The sequence below is a fragment of the Actinopolymorpha rutila genome (assembly GCF_013407855.1).
GTDB lineage: Bacteria > Actinomycetota > Actinomycetes > Propionibacteriales > Actinopolymorphaceae > Actinopolymorpha > Actinopolymorpha rutila.
Map to the genome: position 1 here is coordinate 1,816,553 of NZ_JACBZH010000001.1, position 26,776 is coordinate 1,843,328.

Below are 26,776 nucleotides of genomic sequence, written 5' to 3' on the forward strand. Positions count from 1 at the left end.
GGTGGTCGAACCTGTCGGTCAGGCCTTCGGTCGCAGGCTTCGGTCGCGACAGCCCCACCGTACGCCGGGAGACTACCTGCTGGTGGCAGGTTTGGCGACGGGGAGTGCAAAGCACGTTGCTGCACGTGACAGCGTGATGCGCCCTCTGATGTGCCGGTGCGCTGCGTCTGTGCGGCGTGTCGAAGCGGGGTGTCGGTGTGTCGGTGTGTCGGTGTGCGAACGCTCTGGTGCGCCGGTGGAAAAGCACGAACCGCACCGCTCCCGCGTCGCGGGAGTCGGTGCGGTTCGTGGCCGTGCGCGGTCGCCGGGGCCGGAACGGCTCAGGCTGCCTTCTTGGTCTCCCAGAAGATGTCCGCGATCTCGTCGATCTTGGCGAGCAGCTGGTCGGCTGCCTTGAGGTCGGCCGAGCCCTTGGTGCCCGAGGCGCCGGCGAGCTTGGTGGCCTCGTTGACCAGGGTGTGCAGCTGCGGGTACTTCTCGAAGTGCGGCGGCTTGAAGTAGTCGGTCCACAGCACCCACAGGTGATGCTTGACGAGCTCGGCCCGCTGCTCCTTGATCAGCAGGGCCCGAACCCGGAAGTCGGGGTCGGAGTTGCCCTCGAGCTTCTCGATGATCGCCTTGACGGACTGGGCCTCGATCCGTGCCTGGGCCGGGTCGTACACCCCGCACGGCAGATCACAGTGTGCCGAAACTTCCACTGCCGGTGCGAACAGACGCGAAAACATCCTCGCCCTTCCTTCCCAACCGTGTCTGGGTGGTTATGTTCCCTTGCAACGTCTTGTGACACTACTACCGCATTCAAACACTGGTGAGCGGGGGAGCTTGTGCCGCGGTTCGGAATCGCCGTCGTGCGCGGCCGCTCCATGCAGCCGACGCTACGGGACGGAGACCGGCTGGTGGTGCGCTACAACACCAGCGAAACCGCAGGGGAGCCCGATGTCCCCGTCCGCCCGGGTTCGCTGGTCCTGGTCCGGCTGCCGCACCGGCCGCTGTCGGTGAAACGGCTGGTCCGCCGCGAGCCCGAGGGCTGGTGGGTGGAGCGGGACAACCCGCACGAAGGTGTCGACTCGTGGCAGGTCGGCGCGGTGCCGCCGCAGGATCTGGTCGCCGTCGTGATCAACCGGCTCCGGCTCGTCAACGCCGTCGCCCGCCGAGTACGAGCGGGCCGCGCGGACCTTCGCCGGAACCGCCACGGACACGGAAGCCGAGGGGACTGAGGTCAGCGGCCGGCCCGGTCCTCCTCCGTACGCGTGTGCAGGACCCGCTGGAGGAAGACGCGGGTGCGTTCGTGCCGCGGGTCGGTGAGCACGTCCGACGGCCTGCCGGACTCGACCACGACGCCGTCGTCCATGAACACCACGCTGTCGGCGACGTCGCGGGCGAAGCCCATCTCGTGCGTGACGACGACCATGGTCATGCCGTCCAGCGCGAGTTGACGCATCACCTCCAGCACCTCACCGACGAGTTCGGGGTCCAGCGCCGAGGTCGGCTCGTCGAACAGCATCAGCTTCGGGCGCATGGCAAGGGCGCGGGCGATGGCCACCCGCTGTTGCTGCCCGCCGGACAGCTGGGCGGGGTACTTGCGCAGGTGGTCGCGCAGCCCGACCCGCTCCAGCAGTTGCTCGGCGTGGTCGCGGGCGGCCGACCTGGACTCGCGTCGTACGCGTACCGGCGCCTCCATGACGTTCTCCACCGCGCTCATGTGCGGGAACAGGTTGAACTGCTGGAAGACCATGCCGATCTCGCGGCGTTGCGCCGCCACCTCGCTCGGCTTCAGCTCGTGCAGCCGGTTGCCGCGCTGGCGGTAGCCCACGAGCTCGCCGTCCACCCACAGCCGGCCACCGTCGATCTTCTCCAGGTGGTTGATGCAGCGAAGGAACGTCGACTTGCCCGAGCCGGACGGTCCGATCACGCAGCACACCTGGCCGGTGGCGATGCCGAGGTCGACGCCGCGGAGCACCTCGTGCCTCCCGAAGCGTTTGCGCACCTGTTCGGCCCGCACCATCTCCGCGGTGTTCGGCACGCCCTGGGTGCCGTCGGCGCCGATGCTCGCCGGTGTCGTCATGAGCCACCTGCCCCACCGCGGCCGAGCCGCATCCAGGTCGTGCGCGCCGCACCCGTGGACCGCCCCGACCGGGAGGAAGCTCCGCGGGCGAAGTGTCGTTCGACGAAGTGCTGGAACAGCATCAGGACGCTGCTCATCGCGAGATACCACAGGCAGGCGGCGACCAGCATCGGGAACACCTGGAACGTGCGGCTGCCGATGCCCTGTAACTGGAACCAGAGTTCGTACGCCGGGACGTAGGCGACCAGTGCGGTGTCCTTCAACATCGCGATGGTCTCGTTGCCCGTCGGCGGCACGATCACCCGCATCGCCTGCGGGAGGATGATCCGCCGCAGCGTGAGCGCCCGTGACATGCCGAGTGATCCGGCAGCGTCAAGCTGGCCTTGCGGGATGGACTCGATGCCCGCGCGCACGATCTCGGCCATGTAGGCGGCCTCCGACAACGCCAGGCCCAGGATGGCGGCGACGAAACCGGAGATGACCGTACGGGCGTCGAACCCGAACAGCCGGCCGCCGAGGTCCACGCCCAGCAGGTCCGCCAGCGCCCAGTCGAACGGCACACCGAACTCGAACCGCTTGTAGAGAATGCCGAGGTTGCCGAACAGCACCAGCAGCACGACGCGGGGTACGGCACGGAAGAACCAGATGTACAGCCAGGCGATCCAGGACAGGATCGGGTTGGCCGACAGCCGCATCACCGCGAGCACCACGCCGAGCGCGATCCCGATCGCCATCGCCACGACCGTGAGCACGATCGAGGTGCGGGCGCCGTCGAGGACCGGACCGGAGAACGCGTTGCGGGCCATGAAGTCCCACTGGAACGCCGTGTTCGTGAGCAGCATGTGCACGAACATCGCGGTCAGTACGACGATGACCGCGCTCGCGGCCCACCGCCACGGATGGCGGACCGGCACCGCCTCGATGGCGTCCGCCGGCCCGGACGGGGACTGGGTGCGGGTCTCGCTCATGAGGCGGCGGACTCGACCTTCACCTGGTCGGCGGTGATGGCGCCCTTCTGGTTGCCCCACTTCTTGAGGATCTTGGCGTAGGTGCCGTCGTCGATGACCGCCTTGGTGGCGGCGGCGAGCGCGTCGGCGAACTTCTTCTGGTCGTGGCCGACGATGAAGCCGTACGGCGCCTGGCCGTACGGCTCACCGAGCAGGGCGAGCTTGCCCTGGCTCTGCCGCACGGCGTACACCGCGATCGGTAGGTCCGCCGTCATCGCGTCGTACTTGCCGGTGACGACGTTGCTGGTCACCGTGTCCTGCCCGGGCAGCGCCTGCACGCCGATCTTCGGCTTGCCGGCGGCGACGCACTTCTTCGACCGGGCTTCCAGGTCGGGCACCTCGACGGTGTCCTTCTGCACCCCGACCTGCAGGCCGCAGGCGTTGTCGATGCTGACCTTCTTCGGGTTGCCCTTCTCCGTCACCCACTGGATGGGGGAGTTGAAGTAGGAGATCATCAGCACCTGCTTGGTGCGCTCGGGGTTGATCGTGAACGACGACACGCCCGCTTCGTACTTCCCCGACTGCACCGCCGGCAGGATGTTTCCGAACTCGCTCGGCACCCACTCCACCTGCAAGCCCAGCTTGGCGGCGATCGCGTCGTACAGGTCGACGTCCATGCCGATCACCGTCTTGCCGTCGGCGTCCATGAACTCGTTGGGCGCGTACGACGCGTCGGTGCCGACCCGGATCTTCTTGTCCGACCTGATCTCCGCAGGCACCATCGCGGCGAGCTTGGAGTCGGCCTTGGTGGTGACGGTCGGCTTGGCGGCGGAGCCGGACTGGCTGCTGCTGCCACAGCCGGCGAGCACGGTCGCGGCGGTGACGAGCACCGCGCACGAGGCGGTCGCGAGGCGGGTGAACTGCCTGGGCATGGCACGTCCTTCGGGTGTGAACTGCAGTTGCGGAGTGGTGCGGTCTACTGCGGGCGGCCTGCGACTTCGCGTTGTCTCCCGCGAGGCCGAACATGGTATGACAGACTCATCGGGTACGGGTGATCCCCGTTTGACGCAGCGACCGACCCGGACCCTCCCGTCGCAGCCGCGGTGTCGTCCTTCTCGAGCGCCGGCCGGGCACCGAACGCGTGCCCCCGCGCCGATCCACCCCGTTCCTTCCTCTATCTCAGGGTCCTCATGTCGACAGACTCCTTGACAGACTCGTCCGTGACCGGACTTTCGCCGTCCAACCCGGCTCCGCCGCCTGCCGTGCCGGTGGGAGGTGAGGAGGACCCGGCGTTCCCGTTCCACCGCGGCGGCAAGCTCGAGGTCGCCTCGTCGGTGCCGCTGCGGGGCCGCGACGACCTCTCCCTCGCCTACACGCCGGGCGTCGCCCGCGTCTGTACGGCGATCGCCGACTCGCCCGAACTCGTCCACGACTACACCTGGAAGTCCCGTTCGGTCGCTGTCGTCACCGACGGGACGGCGGTGCTCGGACTGGGCGACATCGGGCCGGAGGCGGCACTCCCGGTGATGGAGGGCAAGGCCCTGCTGTTCAAGAAGTTCGGCGGGGTGGACGCGGTGCCCATCTGCCTGGACTGCACCGATGTCGACGAGCTGGTGGAGACGGTGGCCCGGATCGCGCCGGCGTTCGGCGGCATCAACCTGGAGGACATCTCCGCACCTCGGTGTTTCGAGGTCGAACGACGACTGCGAGACCGGCTGGACATCCCGGTGTTCCACGACGACCAGCACGGGACCGCGATCGTCGTCCTCGCCGCGCTCACCAACGCCCTCGAGCTGACCCGCCGCAAGCCGGTGGACATCCGGGTGGTCATCTCCGGCGCGGGCGCGGCCGGTGTCGCCGTCGCGGCCATCCTGCTCGCGGCCGGTGTGGTCAACATCGTGGTCACCGACCGCGGTGGCGCGCTGCACCCGGGGCGGACCGACCTCAACCCGATCAAGCAGACACTGGCGCTGACGACCAACCCGACCGGCGTCACCGGATCACTGTCGGACGTCCTCGCAGGCGCCGACGTGTTCATCGGCGTGTCGGGCGGACAGGTCCAGGAGGAGCTGGTGGCCGCGATGGCGCCGGACGCGATCGTGTTCGCACTGGCCAACCCGACGCCCGAGGTGCACCCGGAGGTCGCCGCCCGGCATGCAGCGGTGGTGGCCACCGGGCGTTCGGACTATCCCAACCAGATCAACAACGTGCTGGCGTTTCCGGGGGTGTTCCGGGGAGCGCTGGACGTGCGGGCCACCGGGATCAGCGAGGCCATGAAGCTGGCCGCGGCCCAGGCGCTGGCCGGGCTGGTCGGAGGGGACCTCGCGGCCGACCGGATCATCCCGTCGCCGTTCGACGCCCGGGTGGTGCCCGCCGTCGCGGCGGCGGTCGCCGACGCGGCACGTGCCGAGGGGCTGGCCCGGCGCTGAGCCCGCGCCGCCGGGAGTGCCTGACGCCGACCGGCCGGATCGGTAGGGTCGGAGCGTGTTCGCCGCCTACGCCGCACGACTCGATGCCCGTGACCCGCTGTCCGCGCTGGAGTGGGGTGAGCGCCCCGAGCCGGAGCCGGCGCCGGACTGGGTGCGCGTCGACGTACGCGCCACCGCGCTGAACCACCACGACCTGTGGTCCCTGCGCGGGGTCGGCCTGGCCGAGAAGCAGCTCCCGATGATCCTCGGCTGCGACGCCGCCGGCGTGGACGAGGACGGCAACGAGGTCGTCGTGCACGCGGTCGTCGGCGACCCGCACTGGCGCGGTGACGAGACGCTGGACCCGCGGCGCTCGCTGCTGTCCGAGCGGCATCCGGGCACCTTCGCCCAGCAGGTGGCGGTGCCCCGCGCCAACCTGCTGCCCAAGCCCGCCTCGCTGTCCTTCGAGGAGGCGGCCTGCCTGCCCACCTCGTGGCTGACGGCCTACCGCATGCTGTTCACCCAGTCCGGCCTGCGTCCGGGCGACACCGTTCTGGTCCAGGGGGCCGGCGGCGGCGTGTCGACCGCGCTGGTGGTGCTCGGCAAGGCCGCCGGCCTGCGGGTCTGGGTGACCGGGCGGGACGAGGCCAAGCGGACGCGCGCGGTGGACAAGCTGGGCGCGGACGCCGCGTTCGAGTCCGGTGCCCGGCTGCCTGAGCGGGTCGACGCGGTGATGGAGACGGTCGGCGAGGCCACCTGGAGCCACTCGCTGAAGTCGCTGCGACCGGGCGGGACGCTGGTGTGCTCGGGTGCCACCACCGGTCCGAACCCGCCGGCCGAGCTGAACCGGATCTTCTACCTCGGCCTACGCGTGGTCGGCTCGACGATGGGTACGCGGGACGAGCTCGCCGCGCTGCTCCGGCTGTGCGACCAGTCCGGCGTCCGGCCGGTGATCGACCGGGTGCTGCCGTTGTCGCAGGTGAAGGACGGCCTGGCGGCGATGGCCGACGGCGACCTCTTCGGCAAGGTCGTCTTCACCGTCCAGTCCTAGAGCCTGCCCCGCGCCCGCCGGGCGCCTGACAGGCCCGAGTTCACTCGTCCTCGTCGTCCAGGCGAGCCAGCCAGGTGGCCAGTCGCTCGATCGGCGTCTCGAACTCGGGGTTGAGGTCGACGAACTCCTGCAGCCGTCCGGCCAGCCAGGCGAGCGACACCTCGTCGTCGCCCCGGCGGTCGGACAGCTCCTCGATTCCGCGGTCGGTGAAATACATCGTGGCTACGAACTCCGGTCTGCGAACTCCGTGGTCTGATGCCCGGCGGCTCAGCCGAACACGCTGTCGAACAGCGCCGCCTGCTCGGTCTTGTGCACCGCGCCCGAGCCAACGGCCGGTGCCGCGGAGGCGGGCCTGGCGGCGAGGCGTACGGACTGGCCGAGCTGGGGCACGAAGTTGAGCGCCATGTGCGGCCAGGCGCCCTGGTTCGACGGCTCGTCCTGGGCCCAAACCAGTTCGCGCGCACCGTCGAACTTCGTCAGTTCGGCCCGAAGCGCCTCGGCCGGCAGGGGGCTCAGCTGCTCCACCCGGACGATCGCGGTACGCGGCTCGGCGCCCTCGCGCCGCTTGCGCTCCGCGAGCAGCTCCCAGGCGATCTTGCCCGAGCACATGACGACCCGCTCGACGTTGCCCGGGTCCACGGTGTCGTCGCCGATCACCGGGAGGAACCGGCCCCTGGTGAAGTCCTCCGGCCTGCTGGTCGCGGCCTTGCTCCGCAGCATCGACTTCGGGGTGAAGACGACCATCGGCCGGTGCACCGCGCCCAGGCTGTGCCAGCGCAGCAGGTGGAAGTAGTTGACCGGGGAGGACGGCTGGGCGACGGTCATCGAGTCGTCCGAGGCGAGCTGAAGGAACCGCTCGATCCGGCCGGAGGAGTGGTCGGGCCCCTGGCCTTCGTACCCGTGCGGCAGCAGCAGCACGACGCCGGAAAGCTGGCCCCACTTGGCCTCACCGGCGGAGATGAACTCGTCGATGATGGTCTGGGCGCCGTTGTGGAAGTCGCCGAACTGCGCCTCCCACAGCACCAGCGCGTCCGGCCGGGCCACGGAGTAGCCGTACTCGAAGCCCATCGCGGCGAACTCGCTGAGCAGGGAGTCGTAGATGTAGAACGGCCCCTGGTCCTCGTCGAGGTTCTGGAGCGGTGTCCACTCCTCGCTGGTGTGCCGGTCGACGATGGTGGCGAACCGCTGGACGAACGTGCCTCGCCGGCTGTCCTGGCCGGCCAGCCGGACCGGCCGGCCCGCCATGAGCAGGGAGCCGAACGCGATGATCTCCGCGGTGGCCCAGTCGATCGGGCCGTCGGTGATCGCCGCCGCCCGGCGCTGCAGCTGGGGCAGCACCTTCGGGTGGACGGTGAACCCCTCCGGCGTGGACACGTGCGCGTCCGCGATCCGCTTCAGCGTCTCCAGCGACACCGAGGTGTCCGCCCCGGCGGCCGGCTTCTCGGGGTAGTCCGGGGCGGTGAGGTAGTCGTCCGACGGCGCGTTCTTGGCGGCCCGCACCTCGGCGAACACCCGCTCCAGGCGTTCCTGGTAGTCGCGGAGGGCCTGCTCGGCCTCCTCCACGGAGATGTCGCCGCGCCCGATCAGAGCCTCGGTGTAGAGCTTGCGGACCGAGCGCTTGCCCTCGATCAGGTCGTACATCTTCGGCTGCGTGAACGACGGGTCGTCGGTCTCGTTGTGGCCCCGGCGGCGGTAGGAGATGACGTCGATCACGACGTCCTTGTGGAACGTCTGGCGGTATTCGAACGCCAGCCGAGCCACCCGGATGCACGCCTCCGGGTCGTCGCCGTTGACGTGGAAGATCGGCGCCTGGATCATTCGCGCGACGTCGGTGCAGTAGGTCGAGGAGCGCGACGCCGTGGGCGAGGTGGTGAAGCCGACCTGGTTGTTGACGATCACGTGGATCGTCCCGCCGGTGCGGTAACCGCGCAGCTGGGAGAGGTTGAGCGTCTCCGCCACCACGCCCTGGCCGGCGAACGCCGCGTCTCCGTGCACGAGCACCGGAAGGACCGGGAACTCCAGGCCGCGGTTGAGGATGTCCTGCTTGGCCCGGGCGATTCCTTCCAGCACCGGGTCGACCGCCTCCAGGTGGGAGGGGTTCGCGGCCACCGACACCTTGATCTTGGCGCCGCTGTCCGCGGTGAACTCGCCCTCCGCGCCGAGGTGGTACTTCACGTCGCCGGAGCCCTGGATCGTCCGCGGGTCGATGTTGCCCTCGAACTCGCGGAAGATGTGCGCGGCCCGCTTGCCGGCGATGTTGGCCAGGACGTTGAGCCGGCCGCGGTGGGCCATGCCGATGGTGACCTCGTCCAGGCCCGCCATCGCGGCCTGCTCGCACACCTCGTCCAGCAGCGCGATCGCCGACTCGCCGCCCTCCAGGCTGAACCGCCGCTGGCCGACGTACTTCGTCTGCAGGAAGGTCTCGAACGCCTCGGCCTGGTTGAGCTTGGACAGGATGCGCAGCTGCTCCTGCTGCGGCAGCCGGTCCTGGGGACGCTCCACGCGGTCCTGGATCCAGCGCCGCTCGTCCGGCTCCTGCATGTGCATGTACTCGATGCCGATGGTGCGGGAGTATGCGTCGCGGAGCAGTCCGAGGATGTGCCGCAGCATCATGAACCGCTTGCCGCCGCCGAAGCTGCCGGTGGCGAACTCGCGGTCGAGGTCCCACAGCGTCAGGCCGTGGGTCACCACGTCGAGGTCCTCGTGCCGGCGGACCTTGTAGTCGAGCGGGTCGGTGTCGGCGATCAGGTGGCCGCGCACGCGGTAGGCGTGGATGAGCTCCAGCACCCGGGCCTGCTTGCCGATCTCGTCGTCGTGCGAGGTCGGGATGTCGGACACCCAGCGCACCGGCTCGTACGGGATCCGCAGCGCGGCGAAGATCTCGTCGTAGAAGTCCTCGTCACCGAGCAGGAGCTGGTGCACCCGCCGGAGGAACTCACCCGACTGCGCGCCCTGGATCACCCGGTGGTCGTAGGTCGAGGTGAGCGTCATCACCTTGCTCACCGCGAGACGGTTCATCGTCTCCTCGGCGGCGCCCTGGTAGGCGGCGGGGTACTCCATCGCGCCGACACCGATGATCGCGCCCTGCCCGGCCATCAGCCGCGGAACCGAGTGGCTGGTGCCGATCGTCCCCGGGTTGGTGAGGCTGATCGAGGTGCCCCGGAAGTCCTCGACGGTGAGCTTGTTGTTCCGTGCGCGGCGTACGACGTCTTCGTACGCGCTCCAGAACGAGGCGAAGTCGAGGGTCTCGGCGCCCTTGATGTTGGGAACCAGCAGCTGCCGGGTGCCGTCGGGCTTCTGGATGTCGATCGCCAGGCCGAGGGCCAGGTGGGGCGGCTTGACCAGGGTGGGCTTGCCGTCGACCTCGGTGTAGCCGTGGTTCATCTCCGGCATCGAGCGGACCGCCTTGGCGATCGCGTAGCCGATGATGTGGGTGAAGCTGACCTTGCCGCCGCGGGAGCGGGCGAGGTGGTTGTTGATGACGATGCGGTTGTCGATGAGCAGCTTCACCGGCACGTGACGCACGCTGGTCGCGGTCGGGACGGCGAGGCTCTCGTCCATGTTCTTGGCCGTACGGGCGGCGGCGCCGCGCAGCGTGACGAGCTCCGGCTCGGCAGCCTTCGTCTCCTCCGCCGGGGCGGCGCCGGCCCTGCCGGACGCGGGCCTGGCGGGAGCGGCCTTCGCGGGGGCGGCCTTCGCGGGCGCGGGCTTCGCGGGAGTGGCCTTACCGGAGGGAGCCTTGCTCGGCGCGGACCTCTCCGGAGCCGGCTTGGCGGGAGCGGCAGCCTTCGGCCGGTCGGGCGCCTGCCTGTCCGATCCGGACCGACTGGGTGCGGCCGAAGCGCCGTTCGTCCCCGAAGCGCCACCGGACCCCTTGGCCTTGGCCGAGCCGCCGGCCGTGCCCGCGTCGGCGGCACTGCCGTTGCGGTCGGGCTGGTAGTCGCGGAAGAAGGCCAGCCAGGCCTTGTCCACGGAGTCAGGGTCGTTCAGGTAGCGCTGGTACATCTCGTCGACGAGCCACTCGTTCGTCCCGAACTGGGACAGCGGGTCGTTGTGCGAGGACTGGGACGCCACGGCGTTGATCGCCTCTTCCGCTCACCATGATCGTTTGGACCGATTGTTCGGCTTCCGGGAACCAAGCCTAGTCGCCGAGTTCAACTCCGTTGGTCCCGGAGCAGGGGTTTTGGTTACGAGCCGGACCACGGCCGACGACACCGTGTGGGCGAGCGCCCACACGGTGTTGTCGAAGCTGGTCTCGGCCCTGGTCAGCGGCGGTCTTCGGGAAGCTCCGAGGCCGCCAGGACAGACCGGAACAAGCTGCGGTAACGGCGCATGATCGACAGTAGCTCGTCAGTGCCGAGGTCGGCGTCGTCACGCCAGTCGCGCTCGATCCGGTCGCGGTGCTCGGTGAACGTCGAGGTGACGAACACCATGGCCTCGCCGACGAGCAGGCCGGCTTCGTGCGCGGCATCGCGCGGGTCGTCCAGGAGCTTGGCCTGGGCGTCCAGCCACCGCTGCTGGAGGTCGTCGATCCGGCGCCGGCGCTCGGCGCCGTCCCGCTCGGTGTGGTCGGCGTGGCCGGCATGGTCGGTCACCGAGTCGTTCGCGCCCGGTCCGTCGCCGGTGGGCTCCTTGCCCAGGTTGCTGTCACCCAGGTTGCTGTCGCTCTGGACAGCGGCGCGCCGGTCCGACTCGTCCGAGACGTGCGAGGCGTTCGTGACGTCCGAAGTGTCCGGGAGGGCCAGGACGTCGGAGCTGTCCGGCCTGTGCGTGCTCTCCGCGCTCTCCATGCTCTCTGCGCTCTCCATGCTGTCTGGGCTCTCCTGGCCGTCCTGGCGGTTACGGCCCGGCACCGACCCCGCGGCTGCGGAACTGTGATCGTCAGCTGGGCCGGCCCAGCTGTCCCGCTTGCGTCCATCGGCCTCGGGCGAGTCGGCCCGGCCGGTGAAGGGGCGTTCGGACACCGCGCCGACCGGCGCCTCCTGCTCGCGGTCCACCGGCGTCTGCTCCTGCGGCTCGCGGCCGAGTTCGGTGTCCGACCGGTCGCGGTCCTCTCGGTCAAGGTCCGGGCGCTCGACGTCGGCCCGGTCGGTCGCGGGGCGCTCGACCTCGGGGCGCTCGACCTCGGGCCGGTCGGCGTCGGGCCGGTCGGTCTCCGGGCGCGCGACGTCGGCACGTCCGGTCGGAGGCCGCCCGGCGTCGTGCCGGCCGAACGCTCCGCCGGCGGAGCTGTCGGGAGCGTGCGGCGGCTCGCCGCCCCAGGCGGGCTCACCTGCCGAGCCCGGCTGGGTCCGCCGGAACACCGGCCGCTCGACGTCGCCGCCGGACCGGAACGAACCGGGCGCCTGCGCGGGCCGGCCCATGCCGTGCACCCGATCCTGTGGTCCGGTACGGAAGTCGCTCGGGGGAGTACGGAGCCCGCGCGGGGTGAACGCCGCATCGAAGTCGTCCGGCTGCCTGCCCTCACCACCGGTGGCCCGCGCCCCCTGCTGGTGCTGCGACCCGGAACCGAACGCCGGGCGCTCCTGGTCGTGGCCCGACTCGGGACGCCGCCCGTGCTCGGGGGAATAGTCCTGGCCGCCGTCGCCCGGCCGCTCGTCCCCCTCGGCGCCCGCGTCGCCCGGACCGTTGTCCGCAGGGAACGGCTGGAACGCCTGGGTCTGGTCGTCGTACTGCTCGTTGCCCTCGTTGTCCTCGCTGTCCTCAGGCGGCGAGGTGAGCCGCTCCAGCCAGGACTTCCGGCCCTTCTGGACGTCCTTCATCGAACGTTCCTCCCACCTGGGAAAAGCTGTTGGATTGCAGAGGTTTGACCGCTTGGTCCCGGGCAGCCTCCAGCACGGGTGATCCTCTGTCAAGCCGCCTCCGAGGCACCCCGGAGCCGCTTCCGAACCGCTCCCGACAGGCCGGTCATACGCGTCGGGAGGACCGAAATCGGGGTACCTTGTGCGAAAGTTCCTCCTCGTCGGGTCCGGGCGCTTCATCGGCCGGACAGGTCGCCGCCGGCCCGACGGTCGGCTTCGTCACGGGGTGAGGCGGATGGAGACCGGGGTGGCCAACACGTCGGCGCGCGGCCGGTCGGCCGGCATGCCGCGTTCGCTTCGCCCGAACGGCGCCGACGCCGACCGCGAGTCCGATCGCAAGCCGTGGGTCGGCCGTTCGTACGCCCATCTGGTGCTGCCGGTTCCGCACCTGGACGAACGCCGCCGCGAACTCCTCGACCGGGCGGTACGCGGCCCGGCCGGCGGTGTGGGGGACGACGACGGCGGCGGCGCGCCGCGGTCCGGCCGGGGCGTCCGTACCTGGCAGGTGGTCAACGCCGAGGCCGACGCCGAGCCCGGGGTCCCGGTGCTTCGCCGGCAGTGGAGGCATCCGAGCGGTGACTCGCTGCTGCTGGTGGTCCTCGGGTGGTACCCCCTGGTGGTCACCGTGGGGCCGGAGTCGGCGGCCTCGATCCGGGCCCGCCGAGCGCTGCGCCGGGTGGTGGACGCCGCGCGGTCGGCGGGTGGGCGGACGGTGCCCGACGCCGACCTGTCGCGGGTGCTGGCGCAGAGCCGGGAACGCTGGGAGCGCGCGGTCGCTCTCCGGCAGGTGATCGAGGAACGCCGTACCTGGCTGGAGTGCCGGCACTGCCGCGGTTGCGGCGAGTGGTCCGCGTACGGCGTACTGCACTGCCGTGGATGTGCGCGCAGGTTCGCCCCGGCCGACGACGCCGAGCGGGACGAGCGCGGCCGGATCGCGGCGGAGGAGTCGGCCCGCGCCGAACGCGAGCTGGCCGAGCTGGGTTCGGGAACCGGGCTGTTCGCCGACTGGCCGCACCGGTCCGAGAGCGACGAGCGGGGCGCGGACCGGTGACGGGTCGACGGCCCGTACCCCCGGCCGGTGGGACGACCGGAGCACCACGGGAGCCGGGGTCCTCGGCGGGGACCGGCGAGCGCTGGGGGTGGGAGCTGCGGGCACCCGAGGTCACCCCGCCGCAGCCGTTCGCCGACCAGCCACCCGGACTCCCACCCGCCGACGCGCCGTGGCTGACCAGGCTGGCCGGCCGCCGCGACCGCACCCCGCTGGGCTGGTGGTCGCACGTACGCCGGGTCTGCGGGCTCGCCCTGTGCGGCGGTGCGACCTGGATGTCCACGGCGCTGTCCGGCGACGTCGGGCACTGGACGACCGGCACGCTCGGCGCGGGCACGGCGGTCGTCGGCTACTTCACCGTCCGGCCGCTCGTCCTGCCGTGGTGGAGCGACCTGCGCTACCGCCGCTGGCGGCGCTCCGTCCTCGCCGACCAGGGCCCGGTGCTCGCCCAGACCCGCGAGTGGGCGCGCCGGCGGGCGGAGCATGACCGCGTCCGGACGGCCGCCGAGCGCCCCCAGCGCTGGGAGCCGGTGCGTCCGGTGACCACCCATCGTGTCGACGTCTACGGCGGCGATCCCGATGGCGCGGGCGCGCTGCTGCTGAGCGTGGCGGGTTCGCTGCTGGACACCGGTGCGGAGGTCACCCTCGTGGACCTCTCCCAGGACGGGATCTCCCATTCGGTGACGCGGAAGGCGCGCGAGGATCACCGGGCGGTCGAGGCGGTCCTGCTTCCCGACGGCCTGGCCGCCCTCGACCTGCTCGCCGGCCTGTCCGCGGAGGACGTCGGCGGCGTGGTCGCGGAGGCGGTGCACGTGACCGAACGCGAGCGAGCCCCGGGCGGCGACCGCACGCTGGACGCCACCCTGATCGAGCAGCTCTGTGGCTGTCTGAGCGGCCCGCTGACCTTCACCCGGCTGCACGCGTCGGTGCGGGTCGTCGCCTACCAGGAGGCGTGCCCTCCGCAGCTGACGCGGGAGGAGTACGACCGGCTGACCGGCCTGCTGGGCGAGGGTGCCCGGCGGTCCACCGAGGCCCGGTTGTTCCGGTTGGCCGCCGCGTTGCGGCGGCTCGCGGCGCTGGAGTCCGAATCCCGGCCAGGCGCCGGGTCCGAGGGCTCGCCGGCCGAACCGGCCGCGCGCCCCGCCCTGAAGGTGTGGGAGCTGTCCGAACGCGTCGGCGACCTCGCCGGCGACCTGCTCGCCCACGTGGTGTTCCAGGTGCTTCTGTACCGCCTGCGCGGTGAGGAGGACCTGTCGGGCCAGGTGGTGGCACTGGTCGGCGCGGACCGGTTCCGTCGTACGCACATCGAACGCCTGGACCGGCTGGCCCGCCGGCGAGGTGTCCGACTCGTGCTGCTCTTCCGGCATCTGCGCGAGGACGCGGTCGAGGTGCTCGGCGGCGGGGAGGCGGTGATGTTCCTGCGGCTCGGCAACGCGCGCGAGGCCGAGCAGGCGGCGGCGTTCATCGGGCGTGACCACCGGCTGGTGCTCAGCCAGTTCACCGTGTCGCGCAGCGCCAGCCTGGCCACGACGGTGGGCACGTCGCGGGCCGACAGCGTGAGCGACCAGCAGGCGAAGACGAGCGGGCGGCAGTGGTCGCGCAGCCGGGAGTACCACTACGGCGCGCTGATGGACTTCCCGCACGACTCCGGGGCCCGCACCAGGATGGACCAGTCGTCGTCGTCCACCGGGCGGAGTACGTCCGCGACCAGCGGAACCAGCCGGTCAGAACAGTCTGGCAGCACCGAGGGCCAGGCGATGGGCTACCAGCGGGTGTACGAGTTCAGCGTGGAGCCGGCGTTCCTGCAGGCGCTGTCGCCGACGGCGTTCGTGCTCGTCGACCCTCGCGACCCGGGCAGCCCGCGGCTGGGCGACTGCGGACCCGAACTCTCCCAGGAACAACGCGACGCGACGACCTCGCTTCGCCGGCCGGAGTTCGGGGCCGACGAGATCGGTACGCGGGTCGGCGACGAGCTTCGCGCGCGGCTGGCCCGGTCGGCGGGGCTGCCGGACGTGGCGGCGCTCGCCGGTCGCGAGATGCCGGAACCGCCCGGTCTGCCGCGGGCCCCGGCCGGTCCGGGCACCGCCGCCGGCGACCGGGGGCTCCCGGACGTCGAGCGCCTGGGCGAGGCGGGCAACCGGCCGCCGGAACCGTCGGATCGATGGGACGACGAACCTCCCGCGTACGACGAAAGCTCGGGACACGAAGAGCCCCCGAGCCGCGACGGACCTCGACCCGGTGACGAACCCCTTCCGCACGATCCTTCCGTGGCACCCGACGAGCAACCGCTGCGCGAGAGCCGGCTGCCGCGGGAGCGGTGGGAGGGGATGTTCCGACGCCGCCCGGACCGGGACGAGCCCCCCGACTGAGGTTCTGCGACGTTTCGTGCTCCTTTCTAATTTCCGGTCCGACAATTCGGTAGTGCGTATTCCGGTCCGGTTCGACGGGGATTTCCGGACAACCCGACTGCTGTCCTTCCTCTATGTTCGTCTGCCGCTCACCGAGGAGATCGCCTTACAGCAAAGGGAGTTCCGGTCGATCGGAAACCCGGCTGCCGGTCGGCCCCGAATTGTCGTTACCTGTCCTTTGTCGAACAATTGGTGACCGTCTTTTCTATCGGGTCCGCTCCCTGGTCAACAATGTGAAAAAGGTGCGGGACCCGGCGGTCGCGGGCCATAGTCGAAGAAGGTTCGCCGGGCTGCCACTCCCGCACTGTGTGGCAGGCGCTGCGTCCTCAGGGGCGGAAGGGGAGGGGAATGCCTGCGAGGTCCGAGGTGGGCGGTGTGGGCTCCTCGGCACCCTCGCTGATTCCGCAGGCGCGCCGCCCACCGTCCGCACCGCAAGGCTTCCTTGACGCCAAGGTGACGGTGCCCGTGCCCACGGTGCCGGTGCTGCCGCGCCCTCGGCTGTTCGCGGCGCTGACCGCCGCGGTGGAGCACCGGGTGACGGTCGTGAACGCCTCCGCCGGTACCGGCAAGACGATGTTGCTCGCCTCGTGGCTGCGCTGGTCGGCCAACCAGCGGGCGGCCTGGGTTTCGTTCGACAGAGGTGACAACGAGCCGAAGTTCTTCTGGGCGTACGTCGTGGAGTCCCTGCGCCGGGCGTGCGGTGCGCAGGACGCGGCGGTTCTCGCCGATCTCGGCGGGGCGGACCTGGGCGGTGAGGAGTTTCCGCGGCGCTTCCTGGACGCGGTGGGGCAACTGCGCGAACCCGTGGTCCTGATCGTGGACCAGGCGCACGAGATCACCGACTGGCGGCTGCTGGCCGGGCTGGAGACGGTGTTCCGGCACGGTCCGGCGAGCCTGCGGCTCGTGCTCGCCGGGCGCGGGCAGCCGGCGCTTCCGCTGGCCCGGCTGCGGGTGGCGGGTGAGCTCACGGACCTCGGTTCGGCCGACCTGGCCTGCACCCGTGAGGAGGCGCGCGACCTGCTGGCGGCGTACGGCGTGCAGGCGGACGATGCCCAGGTCGCCCAGGTGTGGCGACGTACGGAGGGCTGGACGACCGGGCTGCGGCTGGCCGCTCTGTGGTGGCAGGCGCAGCCGGCCGCGAACCGGGACCTGGTGGCCTTCACCGGCGACGAGCCGCTGGTCGCGGGGTACCTCGACGACGAGATCATGCGCCCGCAACCGCCCCTGGTCCGGGAGTTCCTGCTGGCGACCTGCCTGGTCGAGCCCGTGTGCGGCGACCTCGCCGACGCGATGACGGGTGAGCGCGACGGCGCCCGGACGCTGGAGGCGCTCGACCGGGACAACGCCCTGGTCAACGGCGCCGGCGCGGGCAGGGTGTGGTTCGCGTACGCGCCGCTGCTGCGGGAGTTCCTGGCGTACCGGCTGCGGCGGGAGCGGCCGGCGCAGGAGCCGGACCTCCGGTGCCGCGCGGCACGGTGGTACGCGGGTGCGGGGATGGTGGCCGGCGCGGTGCGCTGTGCGGTGGCCGCACGCGACTGGGTGCTCGCCGGTGAGATCCTCGGCCGGGACGGCAACCGCGTCTTCGCCAACGGCGAGGGCGCCGAGCTCGAGCCGCTGCTGGCGTCGATCCCCGCGGAGGACGTCGCCGCGCACGCAGACCTGGCCGCCGCCTGCGCGCACGTACGGCTGAACGCGGGAGACCCCGACGGTGCCGAGGCCCTGCTCCGGCTGGCCGAGGAGGTGCGGCCCGCGGACGACACCGACGGCTCCCACGACACCGACGAACGGCAGGCGTTCGTCCGGCTGCTGCGCACCGCCCAGTTGCGGCTACGCCAGACCTGCCTGCGTGGCCGGGTGCCCGCGCCGGACGTGGCACGCGGACGCGAACTCCTCGACCGGGCCCGTACGGCCGGGATCGCCACGGACCGTCAGGCCGACGTGGGTGCGCTGGCGTACTGGGTGGGGGTCGCCGAACTCTGGCGCGGCGCCCTGCCCGAGGCGAAGGAGGCGTTCGGGCACGCCCTCGGCCGGTTGACCGCCGGTGGGCTGCGCCGCTGGGAGGGTCGTACGCGCGACTGGCTTGCCCTGCTGAACGCCCTGGAGGGCCGGTTGGCGGCGGCCGAGCAGGCGCTGAGCCCCGGTGCGCACCAAGGTGCGGAAGCGGATGCCGCGCCGGAGGCCCGGCCCGCCGGCGGGGACGCGGGTCCGGCTGATGAACGGGACCGTGTCACCCGCCCCAACTCCTTGCTCGTACGGGATCTGGCCCGCGCCGCGATCGAGCTCGAACGCGACCGGCTGGACCAGGCCTGGACGCTCCTCGAACCTCACCGCCACGGGGAAACGCGGATCGGGACGGCAGCCGCGCTGAGGGCCGCGTCGGACGGCGACGGCACGAACCCGGCCGATCCGGCCAACCGGATCGACTCGGCGGGTTTCGCGGCCGCTGCCGATCCCGCCGACCCGCCGCTGGGCGACCTGCTCGGGGTGCTGCGCGCCCGGGTCCTGCTCCGCCGGGGCGACCTCGGCGCCGCGCGTACCGAACTCGCCGCGACCAGGGACGCCGCCGGCCGGCTGCACCCGGTGGTCGACCAGGCGGCCACGCTGCTCGAGGTGGAGATCTCCACCCACGAGGGAGTCACCGAGCGGGCGACCGAACTCCTCGCCGGGCTGCGCGCCGGCACCGCGCCGACCGAAAGCGCGCCGACCGAAAGCGCCCCGAGTGCCGTACTTGTCGCCGAGGGACGCACCCTGCTGGCAGCCGGCGACCCCTCGGGCGCACTCGCCGCGGTGGCGCCGTGCCTGGACGCCGACCGGTCTCCCACACGCCCGCTGGACACCGTGGCCGCCCTGCTCGTCGCGGCGACCGCGCAGCGCCGGCTGGGTGCGCAGGCGCCCGCGGGTGAGTACCTCGAACGCGCGCTGGCGCTGGCCGAGCGCGACGAACTGGTGCGGGTCTTCCTGGACGCCGGCCGGGGCGTGCGCGCGCTGCTCACGGTGGTGGTGGCGCCGGAGGGACGGCATGCGGCGTTCCGCAGCGCGCTGCTGCACCGGTTCGACGTGGCCCCGGCGGGCGGCTGGAAGGCCAAGTCGAGCGAGCAGGCGATCCGGCTCACCGCGAGCGAGCGCGCCGTCCTGCGCTACCTGCCCTCGCACCTGACCAACGAGGAGATCGCCCAGGACCTGTGCCTGTCGGTGAACACTGTCAAGTCGCACTTGCGCACGCTCTACCGCAAGCTCGGGGTGACCTCGCGGCGGGAGGCGATCGCCCGGGCCCTGCAGATCGACCTGTTGCGCTGACCGCGTTTCGCCTGTGGACACAGGCGAAACGTCACCGGGTCGACCACGGAACACCCACCGAACACCAACCAACACCCACCGAACACACAGCGGCCGGGACGGTCCCGGTCTCCCGGTGCCGCCCCGGCCGCTGGTGTTTGCGGGTGCCTTCTCCGGGTCAGTCACGCATCATGGCGATTTCCCGGCCGTGCACCGTCAGGGCGTAGATGACGAGGATGTCGACCGCGATCATGATGGCCGACCAGATCGGGAACGCTGCCAGCGAAAGGAAGTTCGCGAGCAACGAGACCGACGCGATCACGATACCTGCGTACCGTGCCCAGGTCTGTCCCGCGAGGATCGCGAGACCGGTGACCACGAGCAGGGCGGCCAGCCCGATGTGGAACCATCCCCAGGCGGTGTAGCCCCACGGGATGATCAGTCCGCTGCTGGCGACCAGGAAGTAGGTCGTCTTGAACAGGCTGGTGAATCCCCAGATCGCCTGCAGACAACCCGCGACGATCAGGACGGCTCCGGCGTAGACCATCCAGCCGACGCCGCCTCCCGCGGCCGCGGGCATGGTGCTGGGACGGCCGCCTCGCGCCTCGGCCTCGGCCTCGGCGGACCGGCGGGCCTTGGGCACCGTGGCCTGGGCCTCCGCCTGCTTGGTCTGGCCCGTGTCCCGGCCCATGTCACGCCCGGTGTCACGCCCGGTGTCACGCGCCTGCTGGGCCTGGCCCTGCGCCTGGTCGCGCGTCTGCTCGGCCTGGCCCTGCGCCTGCTGTGCCCGCTGGCGACCTTCCTGCGCCGGCGTGCCCATGTCGCCGTGTTCAGTCATGGCCCATAACCCCCTGGTGGTTCGCGCCCTCCGTTCGACGGAGGGGTCCACACACCACGCTGCGTGCAGACCATGGCCCGCCACCTCACCCGGACCGGGTGAACTCCTGCCCCGCCGCTCGACCTTCGTGCCGGGAGGAGCCGCGTAGGTGCTCCAGCGTGCGGGTGCGGCCTATGCGCCGCGCCACCCCATCCGGGTGAACCCGAAGGTCCCGGTGCACAGGAGCCCAGCAGCCTCCGGGTCCCGGCCCGCCGGGTACTTGGATCCCACTCGGGCCGCTGCATTTGTCGTTGTCCGCGTGCGCGGCGAAGACTGTGGATCGAGACCCCACGTGAGGACGGACACCATGGCGAAAGCGGTTGGTATCGATCTGGGTACGACGAACTCGGTGATTGCCGCGGTGGTCGACGGGACGGCCACGGTGATCGCGAATGCGGAGGGGCAGCGGACGACGCCTTCGGTGGTGGCGTTCACCGAGCAGGGTGAGCGGTTGGTGGGTCAGTTGGCCCGCCGCCAGGCGATTTTGAACCCGAAGGGCACGATCACGTCGGCGAAACGGTTCATCGGCCGGCGTTTTGACGAGGTGGGCAGTGAGATCCACGCGGTGTCGTTCGATGTGGTGTCCGGGCCGGACGGTGCGGTGCGGTTCGATGTGCACGGGAAGTTGTACTCCCCGGAGGAGATTTCCGCGCTGGTGTTGCGCAAGTTGGCCGAGGATGCGGCGAAGTTCCTTGGTGAGAAGGTGAGCGAGGCGGTCGTCACGGTGCCGGCGTACTTCAACGACGCGCAGCGTCAGGCCACCAAGGACGCGGGGCGGATCGCCGGGCTGGAGGTTCTGCGGATCATCAACGAGCCGACGGCGGCGGCGCTGGCGTACGGGCTGGACAAGAAGGGGCATGAGACTGTTCTGGTGTTCGACCTGGGGGGTGGGACGTTCGACGTCAGCCTGCTCGATGTCGGCGACGGTGTGGTGGAGGTGCGCGCCACCGCGGGCGACACCCATCTGGGTGGTGACGACTTCGACCGTCGGGTGGTGGACTACCTGACCGAGGACTTCCAGCGCTCCGACGGCATCGATCTGCGGCGTGACCCGCAGGCGCTGCAGCGGTTGTTCGAGGCGGCGGAGAAGGCGAAGGTGGAGTTGTCGTCGGTTACCCAGACCACGATCAACCTGCCGTTCATCACTGCTGATGCCACCGGTCCGAAGCATCTGAACACGACGTTGATGCGGTCGACGTTTGAGGAGGTCACCCACGATCTGGTCGAACGCTGCCGTGGCCCGGTGGAGCAGGCGATGGCTGATGCGAAGGTGACCGCCGATGACATCGATGAGGTGATCCTGGTCGGTGGGGCGACCCGGATGCCCGCGGTGCAGAACCTTGTCCGGCGGATGACCGGTGGCAAGGACCCGAACATGACGGTCAATCCCGATGAGGTGGTGGCGCTGGGGGCGGCCATCCAGGCGGCGGTGCTGAAGGGGGAGATGAAGGATGTCGTACTGCTCGACGTCACCCCGTTGTCGCTGGGCATCGAGACGTTGGGTGGGGTGATGACGAAGGTGATGGACCGCAACACGACCATCCCGGCCCGGCGTACTGAGACGTTCAGTACGGCGGAGGACAACCAGTCCGCGGTCGATGTGGTGGTGTTGCAGGGTGAACGTGAGCGGGCGAGTGACAACCGTGTGCTCGGGAGGTTCCGGCTGGAGAACGTCCGGCCCGCGCCGCGTGGTGAGCCGCAGGTCGAGGTGACCTACGACGTGGACGCCAACGGCATCTTGAACGTGTCCGCCCGTGACAAGGACACCGGGGCCGAGCAGCGGATCACCATCAGTGAGAGTTCCAATCTGGACAAGTCCGAGGTGGACCGGATGGTGTCCGACGCCGAGCGGTACCGCGCCGACGATGCCCGGATCCGGGAGGTGGTCGACGCCCGCAACGGTCTGGACGCGGCGGCCTATCAGGTCGAACGGCGGCTGGGCGAACTCGGCGACGCCGCGCCCGAGCACGAGCGGGCACGCGCTCAACTGCTGCTGGGGGATGCCCGCCAGGCGGTCAAGGACGACAGTGCTCCGCTGGAGCGGCTGCGGTCGCTGACCGGCGAGCTGCAACAGATCTACCACAGCCTGAGCGCTTCCGGCGGTGGGGACGGTGGGCCCGGACCAGGCGGACCAGGTGGTGAACCCGGCGGTGGACCCGGCGGTCAAGGTGTGCCCGGGCAGCGTGGAGCGACCGAGGACGAGGACGTGATCGACGCGGAGTTCACCACGGACTGAGGCATGCGATGACCGAGCAGAACCACCCGCGAGACCACCCGCGCCACCCGGAAGCGGGCGCGACCGACGATGCCGGCGTACCCGCGGACTTCGAACTCCGGGACGAGCTCGCGCAGGCGCAGGAGCGGGTGGCGCACTTCGAGGACCACTGGCGGCGTGCCGTGGCCGATGCCGACAACCAGCGCAAGCGGTACGCCCGCGAACTGGACCGGCAGCGCGCCGAGGTCGTGGCGACCCAGGCCGCGCGGTGGCTGCCGGTCGTGGACAACCTCGACCGTGCGGTGGCGCATGCGCAGGCGGCGCGACCGGAGGGGGAGCAGGACTCGTTGCTGGAGGGTGTTCGGGCCGTTCTGGAACAGGCGGTGGGGGTGCTTGCCGGCCTCGGTTTCCCGCGTCAGGAGGGCGAGGTGGGCGCGGTGTTCGATCCGGCCCGGCACGAGGCGGTGGCCACCGTGCCCAGTGCCGAGGTGCCGGCCGGGACGGTGCTGGACGTGGTGAGCCCCGGCTACGGCGAGGGGGAGCGGCAGCTGCGGCCGGCGGGCGTGGTGGTGGCGACGAAGGCGGCGTGAGGGTGTGATGGCCGACCGCGACTTCTATCAGGTTCTCGGGGTACCCCGGACGGCCACCCGGGAGGAGATCCAGCGCGCCTACCGGCGGCTGGCGCGGGAGAACCATCCCGACGTCAACAAGGACCCAGGTGCCGAGGACCGGTTCAAGGACGTCTCGGAGGCCTACGACGTGCTGTCCGATCCGGATCTGCGCAAGCGGTACGACGTGTTCGGGGCGGACTTCCGTCGGGTGCCCGACGACGTCGACCCCGACACCTGGATGCAGGCCCAGGCACAGGCGCAGGCGCGGGCCAGGGCGGGTGGTCGTGCGCGGGCGGGTGCGGGTGCTCGCGGTGCCGGCGGGTTCGGCGGGTTCGAGGGGTTCGAGGGGTTCGAGGGGTTCGGTGGTGTCGAGGGGGAGGAGGTCGATCTGGAGGATCTGCTGAGCGGCATGTTCGGCGGGCGGGCAGGTCGCGCCGGACGTGGGCGGGCCGGTCGGGGGGGTCGTGGTTTCGGACCGATCCCGGGTGCGGACCAGGAGGCCGAACTCCCGCTGACGGTCGAGGAGGCTTACCGGGGCGGGCCGCGGTCGGTGACGTTGTCCGGGCCGGGCGGCACCCGGCGCTACGACGTGAACGTTCCGCCCGGTGTCACCGACGGGCAGCGGATCCGGCTGGCCGGGCAGGGCGGGCAGGGTAGCGACGGCGCGCCGCCCGGCGACCTCCATCTCGTCGTCCGGCTCCTTCCGCATCCCCGTTACCGCGTACGTGGTCGCGACATCCACCTGGACCTGCCGCTGGCTGCGTGGGAGGCGGCCCTCGGCGCGACCGTCGCGGTCGACACCCCGGGCGGTGAGGCGAAGGTCAAAGTCCCGCCGGGCACCTCCAGTGGTCGGTCGCTGCGGCTGCGCGGCCGGGGAATGCCGAACCCGAACGGCAACCCCGGCGACCTGTACGCCCAGGTCCGGATCATGGTGCCGCCGCACCCGAGTGAGGAGGAACGCCGGCTGTGGTCGGAACTGGCCCGGGCGTCCGGGTTCGACCCGCGGGCCCGCTCCGGTGGCGGCGCCCACAACCGGTCGTCCGGCACGCCTACGGGGAGGGGCCGATGACGTTCGCACTCGTCCGCGTGCGGGTCCGCCGGGAGGAACAGGAACACCTCGGCCTGGAGGAGTTCGCCGCCCGGGTGGGCCTGCACCCGGACCACGTACGCCGGCTGGTGGTGCTCGGCCTGCTGGACGCGGACGCCGATCCGAGCGGCCGGCTGCACTTCGCGCCCGCCCAGGTCGCCCGCGCTGCCCGGATCCAGCGGCTGCGCGCGGGCTTCTGCCTCAACTACGCCGGCATCGGCGTGGTGCTGGACCTGCTCGATCGGATCGCCGAAATGGAGGCGGCCGAACGCGCCGCCCGACGTTATGGAGGCCACTTGTGGACCCGAACCGGTTGACTCAGAAGAGCCAGGAGGCTTTGCAGGAGGCGCAGTCCGCCGCGTTGCGGTTCGGGCATACCGAGGTCGATGGTGAGCATCTGTTGCTGGCCCTGTTGGACCAGCCGGAGGGTCTGGTGCCGCGGTTGTTGGTGCAGGCGGGTGTGGATCCGGATCTGTTGCGTAAGCAGGTGGAGGATGAGCTGGAACGCCGGCCTCGGGTCGGCGGGCCGGGTGTGGAGCCGGGTCAGGTGTTTGTGACGCAGCGGCTGGCGCGGCTGCTCGACACCGCGGACCGGGAGGCGAAGCGGCTGAAGGATGAGTACGTGTCGGTGGAGCATCTGGTGGTGGCGTTGCTGGAGGAGGGGCCGGCCACGTCGGCGGGCCGGTTGCTGCACGATCTGGGCCTGTCCAGGGACCGGTTCCTGGCGGCGCTGACCCGGATCCGGGGGAACCAGCGGGTCACCTCCGCGCAGCCGGAGGCGGCGTATGAGGCGTTGGAGAAGTATGGCCGGGACCTGGTGGCCGATGCCGCGGCGGGCCGGTTGGATCCGGTGGTCGGGCGGGACGGTGAGATCCGGCGGGTGGTGCAGATCCTGTCGCGGAAGACGAAGAACAACCCGGTTCTGGTGGGTGATCCGGGGGTGGGGAAGACCGCGATCGTGGAGGGCCTGGCGCAGCGGATCGCCAACGGTGACGTGCCGGAGGGGCTGCGGGACAAGGTGGTGTTCGGGTTGGACATGGGTGCGCTGGTGGCGGGTGCGAAGTATCGCGGTGAGTTCGAGGAGCGGCTGAAGGCGGTGCTGAACGAGGTCCGCGCCGCGGCGGGGCGCATCTTGTTGTTCGTCGACGAGTTGCACACGGTGGTGGGTGCGGGTGCGGCTGAGGGTGCGATGGACGCGGGGAACATGCTCAAGCCGATGCTGGCCCGCGGTGAGCTGCACATGATCGGTGCGACGACGTTGGAGGAGTACCGCAAGAACGTGGAGAAGGACGCCGCTTTGGAACGCCGGTTCCAGCCGGTGATGGTGGACGAGCCGTCGGTGGAGGACGCGATCTCGATCCTGCGCGGGCTGCGGGAGCGTCTGGAGGTGTTCCACGGTGTGAGGATCCAGGACGCCGCGCTGGTCGCGGCGGTCGTGCTGAGTCACCGCTACATCTCTGACCGGTTCCTGCCCGACAAGGCGATCGATCTGGTGGATGAGGCGTGCGCGATGCTGCGGACGGAGATCGACTCGATGCCGGCCGAACTGGACGAGTTGACCCGGCGGGTGCGCCGGTTGGAGATCGAGGAGGCCGCGCTGGGCAAGGAGTCCGACGCCGCGAGCAAGGAGCGGTTGACGCAGCTGCGCAGGGAGCTGGCCGACCTGCACGCGCAGGCGGACGCGATGCGGGCGCAGTGGGAGGCCGAACGGCAGGCGTTGCGGCGGGTGCAGGAGCTGCGGCAGGAGATCGAGCAGGTACGCCGTGACGCCGAACAGGCCGAGCGTGACTATGACCTGAACCGTGCCGCGGAGCTTCGTCACGGCCGGCTGCCGGAGCTGGAACGCCGGTTGCATGCGGAGGAGGAGCAGCTGAGTGAGAGGCTCGGTGAGCGGCGGCTGCTGCGTGAGGTGGTCACCGAGGAGGAGATCGCCTCCATCGTGTCCCGGTGGACCGGTATCCCGGTGAGTCGCCTGCAGGAAGGTGAACGGGAGAAGTTGCTGACGCTGGATGAGGTGCTGCACGAGCGGGTGATCGGCCAGGACGAGGCGGTCCAGTTGGTCGCGGACGCGGTGATCCGGGCGCGGTCGGGTATCAAGGACCCGGCCCGTCCGATCGGGTCGTTCATCTTCCTCGGGCCCACCGGGGTCGGGAAGACCGAACTGGCCAAGACGCTCGCGCAGGCGTTGTTCGACACCGAGGACAACATGGTCCGCATCGACATGAGCGAGTACCAGGAACGCCACACGGTGAGCCGGCTGGTGGGTGCCCCGCCCGGGTACGTGGGCTATGAGGAGGGCGGGCAGCTGACCGAGGCGGTCCGCCGTAAGCCGTACTCGGTGGTGCTGTTCGATGAGATCGAGAAGGCCCACACCGACGTGTTCAACCTGCTGCTGCAGGTCCTCGACGACGGGCGCCTCACCGACGCCCAGGGCCGCACGGTCGACTTCCGTAACACGGTCATCATCATGACCTCCAACGTCGGGTCGGAGTACCTCCTGGAGGGCGCGACCACCGGCGGGGAGATCGGCCCGGACGCCCGGGCGCGGGTGATGGCCGACCTGCGGTCACGGTTCCGGCCGGAGTTCCTCAACCGGGTCGATGAGATCGTGTTGTTCAAGCCGCTCACCGAGGCCGAGATCGAACGCATCGTGGACCTGATGTTCGACGAACTACGGGCACGGCTGGCCGACCGGCGGATGAGGCTCGACGTCACCGAACAGGCACGCCGGCTGATCGCGCTGGAAGGCTTCGACCCCGTCTACGGCGCCCGGCCACTGCGCCGGTTCATCTCCCGAGAGGTCGAGACCCGGATCGGCCGCACCCTCCTCGCCGGCGACGTCCACGACGGCGCGCAGATCACCGTCGACGCCCACGACGGAGAGATCGTGGTCTCCTACCACAACCCCACATCGAAGGCCCGTCCCGAGGCGGCCTGAACGGAAGAACAAAGGAACAACGGGGGAACGGAGGATCGGAGGGA

19 protein-coding genes are annotated in these 26,776 nt (G+C 71.0%); 11 read left to right on the forward strand and 8 right to left on the reverse strand.

Going from position 1 to position 26,776, the window contains the following annotated elements:
• Positions 1-320 precede the first annotated feature (320 nt).
• Complete coding sequence (gene sodN / locus F4554_RS08095) at positions 321-725, reverse strand: superoxide dismutase, Ni (RefSeq protein ID WP_179786813.1); 405 nt, start codon at positions 723-725, stop codon at positions 321-323.
• Positions 726-824: 99 nt separating this feature from the next.
• On the opposite strand from sodN, the gene F4554_RS08100 reads away from it, so the two are divergent.
• The gene (locus F4554_RS08100) at positions 825-1,217 is read left to right on the forward strand and encodes a S24 family peptidase (RefSeq protein ID WP_179786814.1); all 393 of its coding nucleotides are present in this window, start codon (positions 825-827) and stop codon (positions 1,215-1,217) included.
• A gap of 2 nt (positions 1,218-1,219) precedes the next feature.
• On the opposite strand, the gene F4554_RS08105 is transcribed toward F4554_RS08100, so the two are convergent.
• Genes F4554_RS08105 through F4554_RS08115 form a run of 3 tightly spaced genes read right to left on the reverse strand, consistent with a single transcriptional unit; the run spans position 1,220 to position 3,944 of the window.
• A complete protein-coding gene (locus F4554_RS08105; protein WP_425546720.1) occupies positions 1,220-2,065 on the reverse strand; it encodes an amino acid ABC transporter ATP-binding protein in 846 nt (281 codons plus the stop codon).
• Positions 2,062-3,033 (reverse strand): amino acid ABC transporter permease, encoded by a 972-nt coding sequence (locus tag F4554_RS08110; protein ID WP_179786815.1) that lies wholly within the window; start codon positions 3,031-3,033, stop codon positions 2,062-2,064. Before F4554_RS08110 ends, F4554_RS08105 begins: the two co-directional genes overlap by 4 nt.
• Positions 3,030-3,944: an ABC transporter substrate-binding protein gene (locus F4554_RS08115; RefSeq protein ID WP_179786816.1), complete on the reverse strand. Its 915-nt coding sequence runs from the start codon at positions 3,942-3,944 to the stop codon at positions 3,030-3,032. Before F4554_RS08115 ends, F4554_RS08110 begins: the two co-directional genes overlap by 4 nt.
• A gap of 288 nt (positions 3,945-4,232) precedes the next feature.
• Between F4554_RS08115 and F4554_RS08120 the strand changes: the two genes are divergently transcribed.
• Together F4554_RS08120 and F4554_RS08125 are read left to right on the forward strand one after the other, a co-directional pair.
• On the forward strand, positions 4,233-5,441 hold the full coding sequence (locus tag F4554_RS08120; RefSeq protein WP_420360716.1) for an NAD(P)-dependent malic enzyme: 1,209 nt from the start codon (positions 4,233-4,235) through the stop codon (positions 5,439-5,441).
• Between the two features lie 55 nt (positions 5,442-5,496).
• Entirely contained in the window at positions 5,497-6,471 is a 975-nt protein-coding gene (locus tag F4554_RS08125) for a zinc-binding dehydrogenase (protein WP_179786818.1), read from the forward strand.
• A gap of 40 nt (positions 6,472-6,511) precedes the next feature.
• On the opposite strand, the gene F4554_RS08130 is transcribed toward F4554_RS08125, so the two are convergent.
• The 3 genes from F4554_RS08130 to F4554_RS08140 all read right to left on the reverse strand — a co-directional run bounded on the left by F4554_RS08130 (position 6,512) and on the right by F4554_RS08140 (position 12,233).
• The gene (locus tag F4554_RS08130; RefSeq protein ID WP_179786819.1) at positions 6,512-6,688 is read right to left on the reverse strand and encodes a DUF6104 family protein; all 177 of its coding nucleotides are present in this window, start codon (positions 6,686-6,688) and stop codon (positions 6,512-6,514) included.
• Positions 6,689-6,738: 50 nt separating this feature from the next.
• A complete protein-coding gene (locus F4554_RS08135) occupies positions 6,739-10,545 on the reverse strand; it encodes a multifunctional oxoglutarate decarboxylase/oxoglutarate dehydrogenase thiamine pyrophosphate-binding subunit/dihydrolipoyllysine-residue succinyltransferase subunit (RefSeq protein WP_179786820.1) in 3,807 nt (1,268 codons plus the stop codon).
• 191 nt (positions 10,546-10,736) lie between these two features.
• On the reverse strand, positions 10,737-12,233 hold the full coding sequence (locus tag F4554_RS08140) for a hypothetical protein (RefSeq protein WP_179786821.1): 1,497 nt from the start codon (positions 12,231-12,233) through the stop codon (positions 10,737-10,739).
• Positions 12,234-12,507: 274 nt separating this feature from the next.
• Between F4554_RS08140 and F4554_RS08145 the strand changes: the two genes are divergently transcribed.
• The 3 genes from F4554_RS08145 to F4554_RS08155 all read left to right on the forward strand — a co-directional run bounded on the left by F4554_RS08145 (position 12,508) and on the right by F4554_RS08155 (position 19,025).
• The gene (locus tag F4554_RS08145; RefSeq protein WP_179786822.1) at positions 12,508-13,323 is read left to right on the forward strand and encodes a hypothetical protein; all 816 of its coding nucleotides are present in this window, start codon (positions 12,508-12,510) and stop codon (positions 13,321-13,323) included.
• The gene (locus F4554_RS08150) at positions 13,320-15,689 is read left to right on the forward strand and encodes a chromosomal replication initiator protein DnaA (protein WP_179786823.1); all 2,370 of its coding nucleotides are present in this window, start codon (positions 13,320-13,322) and stop codon (positions 15,687-15,689) included. The genes F4554_RS08145 and F4554_RS08150 overlap by 4 nt, the downstream gene beginning before the upstream one ends.
• Before the next feature lie 387 nt (positions 15,690-16,076).
• Positions 16,077-19,025 (forward strand): helix-turn-helix transcriptional regulator, encoded by a 2,949-nt coding sequence (locus tag F4554_RS08155; protein WP_179786824.1) that lies wholly within the window; start codon positions 16,077-16,079, stop codon positions 19,023-19,025.
• A 157-nt stretch (positions 19,026-19,182) separates the two neighbouring features.
• Here F4554_RS08155 and F4554_RS08160 read toward each other — a convergent pair whose 3' ends face one another.
• Positions 19,183-19,842, reverse strand: coding sequence for a DUF7144 family membrane protein (locus F4554_RS08160; RefSeq protein WP_179786825.1), 660 nt, complete (start codon positions 19,840-19,842; stop codon positions 19,183-19,185).
• Between the two features lie 346 nt (positions 19,843-20,188).
• On the opposite strand from F4554_RS08160, the gene dnaK reads away from it, so the two are divergent.
• Genes dnaK through clpB form a run of 5 tightly spaced genes read left to right on the forward strand, consistent with a single transcriptional unit; the run spans position 20,189 to position 26,732 of the window.
• Positions 20,189-22,117 (forward strand): molecular chaperone DnaK, encoded by a 1,929-nt coding sequence (dnaK, locus tag F4554_RS08165; protein ID WP_179786826.1) that lies wholly within the window; start codon positions 20,189-20,191, stop codon positions 22,115-22,117.
• 8 nt (positions 22,118-22,125) lie between these two features.
• On the forward strand, positions 22,126-22,686 hold the full coding sequence (locus tag F4554_RS08170; RefSeq protein ID WP_179786827.1) for a nucleotide exchange factor GrpE: 561 nt from the start codon (positions 22,126-22,128) through the stop codon (positions 22,684-22,686).
• A gap of 7 nt (positions 22,687-22,693) precedes the next feature.
• On the forward strand, positions 22,694-23,776 hold the full coding sequence (locus F4554_RS08175; RefSeq protein WP_179786828.1) for a DnaJ C-terminal domain-containing protein: 1,083 nt from the start codon (positions 22,694-22,696) through the stop codon (positions 23,774-23,776).
• On the forward strand, positions 23,773-24,111 hold the full coding sequence (locus F4554_RS08180; protein ID WP_179786829.1) for a chaperone modulator CbpM: 339 nt from the start codon (positions 23,773-23,775) through the stop codon (positions 24,109-24,111). Before F4554_RS08175 ends, F4554_RS08180 begins: the two co-directional genes overlap by 4 nt.
• Complete coding sequence (gene clpB, locus F4554_RS08185) at positions 24,108-26,732, forward strand: ATP-dependent chaperone ClpB (protein ID WP_202889204.1); 2,625 nt, start codon at positions 24,108-24,110, stop codon at positions 26,730-26,732. Before F4554_RS08180 ends, clpB begins: the two co-directional genes overlap by 4 nt.
• The last annotated feature ends 44 nt before the right edge of the window (positions 26,733-26,776 follow it).

What these genes read in the sequence shown, in the direction of transcription:
- sodN (WP_179786813.1), bottom strand. Translation starts at nt 725, where the DNA reads ATGTTTTCGCGTCTGTTCGCACCGGCAGTGGAAGTTTCGGCACACTGT.
- F4554_RS08105 (WP_425546720.1), bottom strand. Translation starts at nt 2,065, where the DNA reads ATGACGACACCGGCGAGCATCGGCGCCGACGGCACCCAGGGCGTGCCG.
- F4554_RS08110 (WP_179786815.1), bottom strand. Translation starts at nt 3,033, where the DNA reads ATGAGCGAGACCCGCACCCAGTCCCCGTCCGGGCCGGCGGACGCCATC.
- F4554_RS08115 (WP_179786816.1), bottom strand. Translation starts at nt 3,944, where the DNA reads ATGCCCAGGCAGTTCACCCGCCTCGCGACCGCCTCGTGCGCGGTGCTC.
- F4554_RS08130 (WP_179786819.1), bottom strand. Translation starts at nt 6,688, where the DNA reads ATGTATTTCACCGACCGCGGAATCGAGGAGCTGTCCGACCGCCGGGGC.
- F4554_RS08140 (WP_179786821.1), bottom strand. Translation starts at nt 12,233, where the DNA reads ATGAAGGACGTCCAGAAGGGCCGGAAGTCCTGGCTGGAGCGGCTCACC.
- F4554_RS08145 (WP_179786822.1), top strand. Translation starts at nt 12,508, where the DNA reads ATGGAGACCGGGGTGGCCAACACGTCGGCGCGCGGCCGGTCGGCCGGC.
- F4554_RS08155 (WP_179786824.1), top strand. Translation starts at nt 16,077, where the DNA reads ATGCCTGCGAGGTCCGAGGTGGGCGGTGTGGGCTCCTCGGCACCCTCG.
- F4554_RS08160 (WP_179786825.1), bottom strand. Translation starts at nt 19,842, where the DNA reads ATGACTGAACACGGCGACATGGGCACGCCGGCGCAGGAAGGTCGCCAG.
- dnaK (WP_179786826.1), top strand. Translation starts at nt 20,189, where the DNA reads ATGGCGAAAGCGGTTGGTATCGATCTGGGTACGACGAACTCGGTGATT.
- F4554_RS08170 (WP_179786827.1), top strand. Translation starts at nt 22,126, where the DNA reads ATGACCGAGCAGAACCACCCGCGAGACCACCCGCGCCACCCGGAAGCG.
- F4554_RS08175 (WP_179786828.1), top strand. Translation starts at nt 22,694, where the DNA reads ATGGCCGACCGCGACTTCTATCAGGTTCTCGGGGTACCCCGGACGGCC.
- F4554_RS08180 (WP_179786829.1), top strand. Translation starts at nt 23,773, where the DNA reads ATGACGTTCGCACTCGTCCGCGTGCGGGTCCGCCGGGAGGAACAGGAA.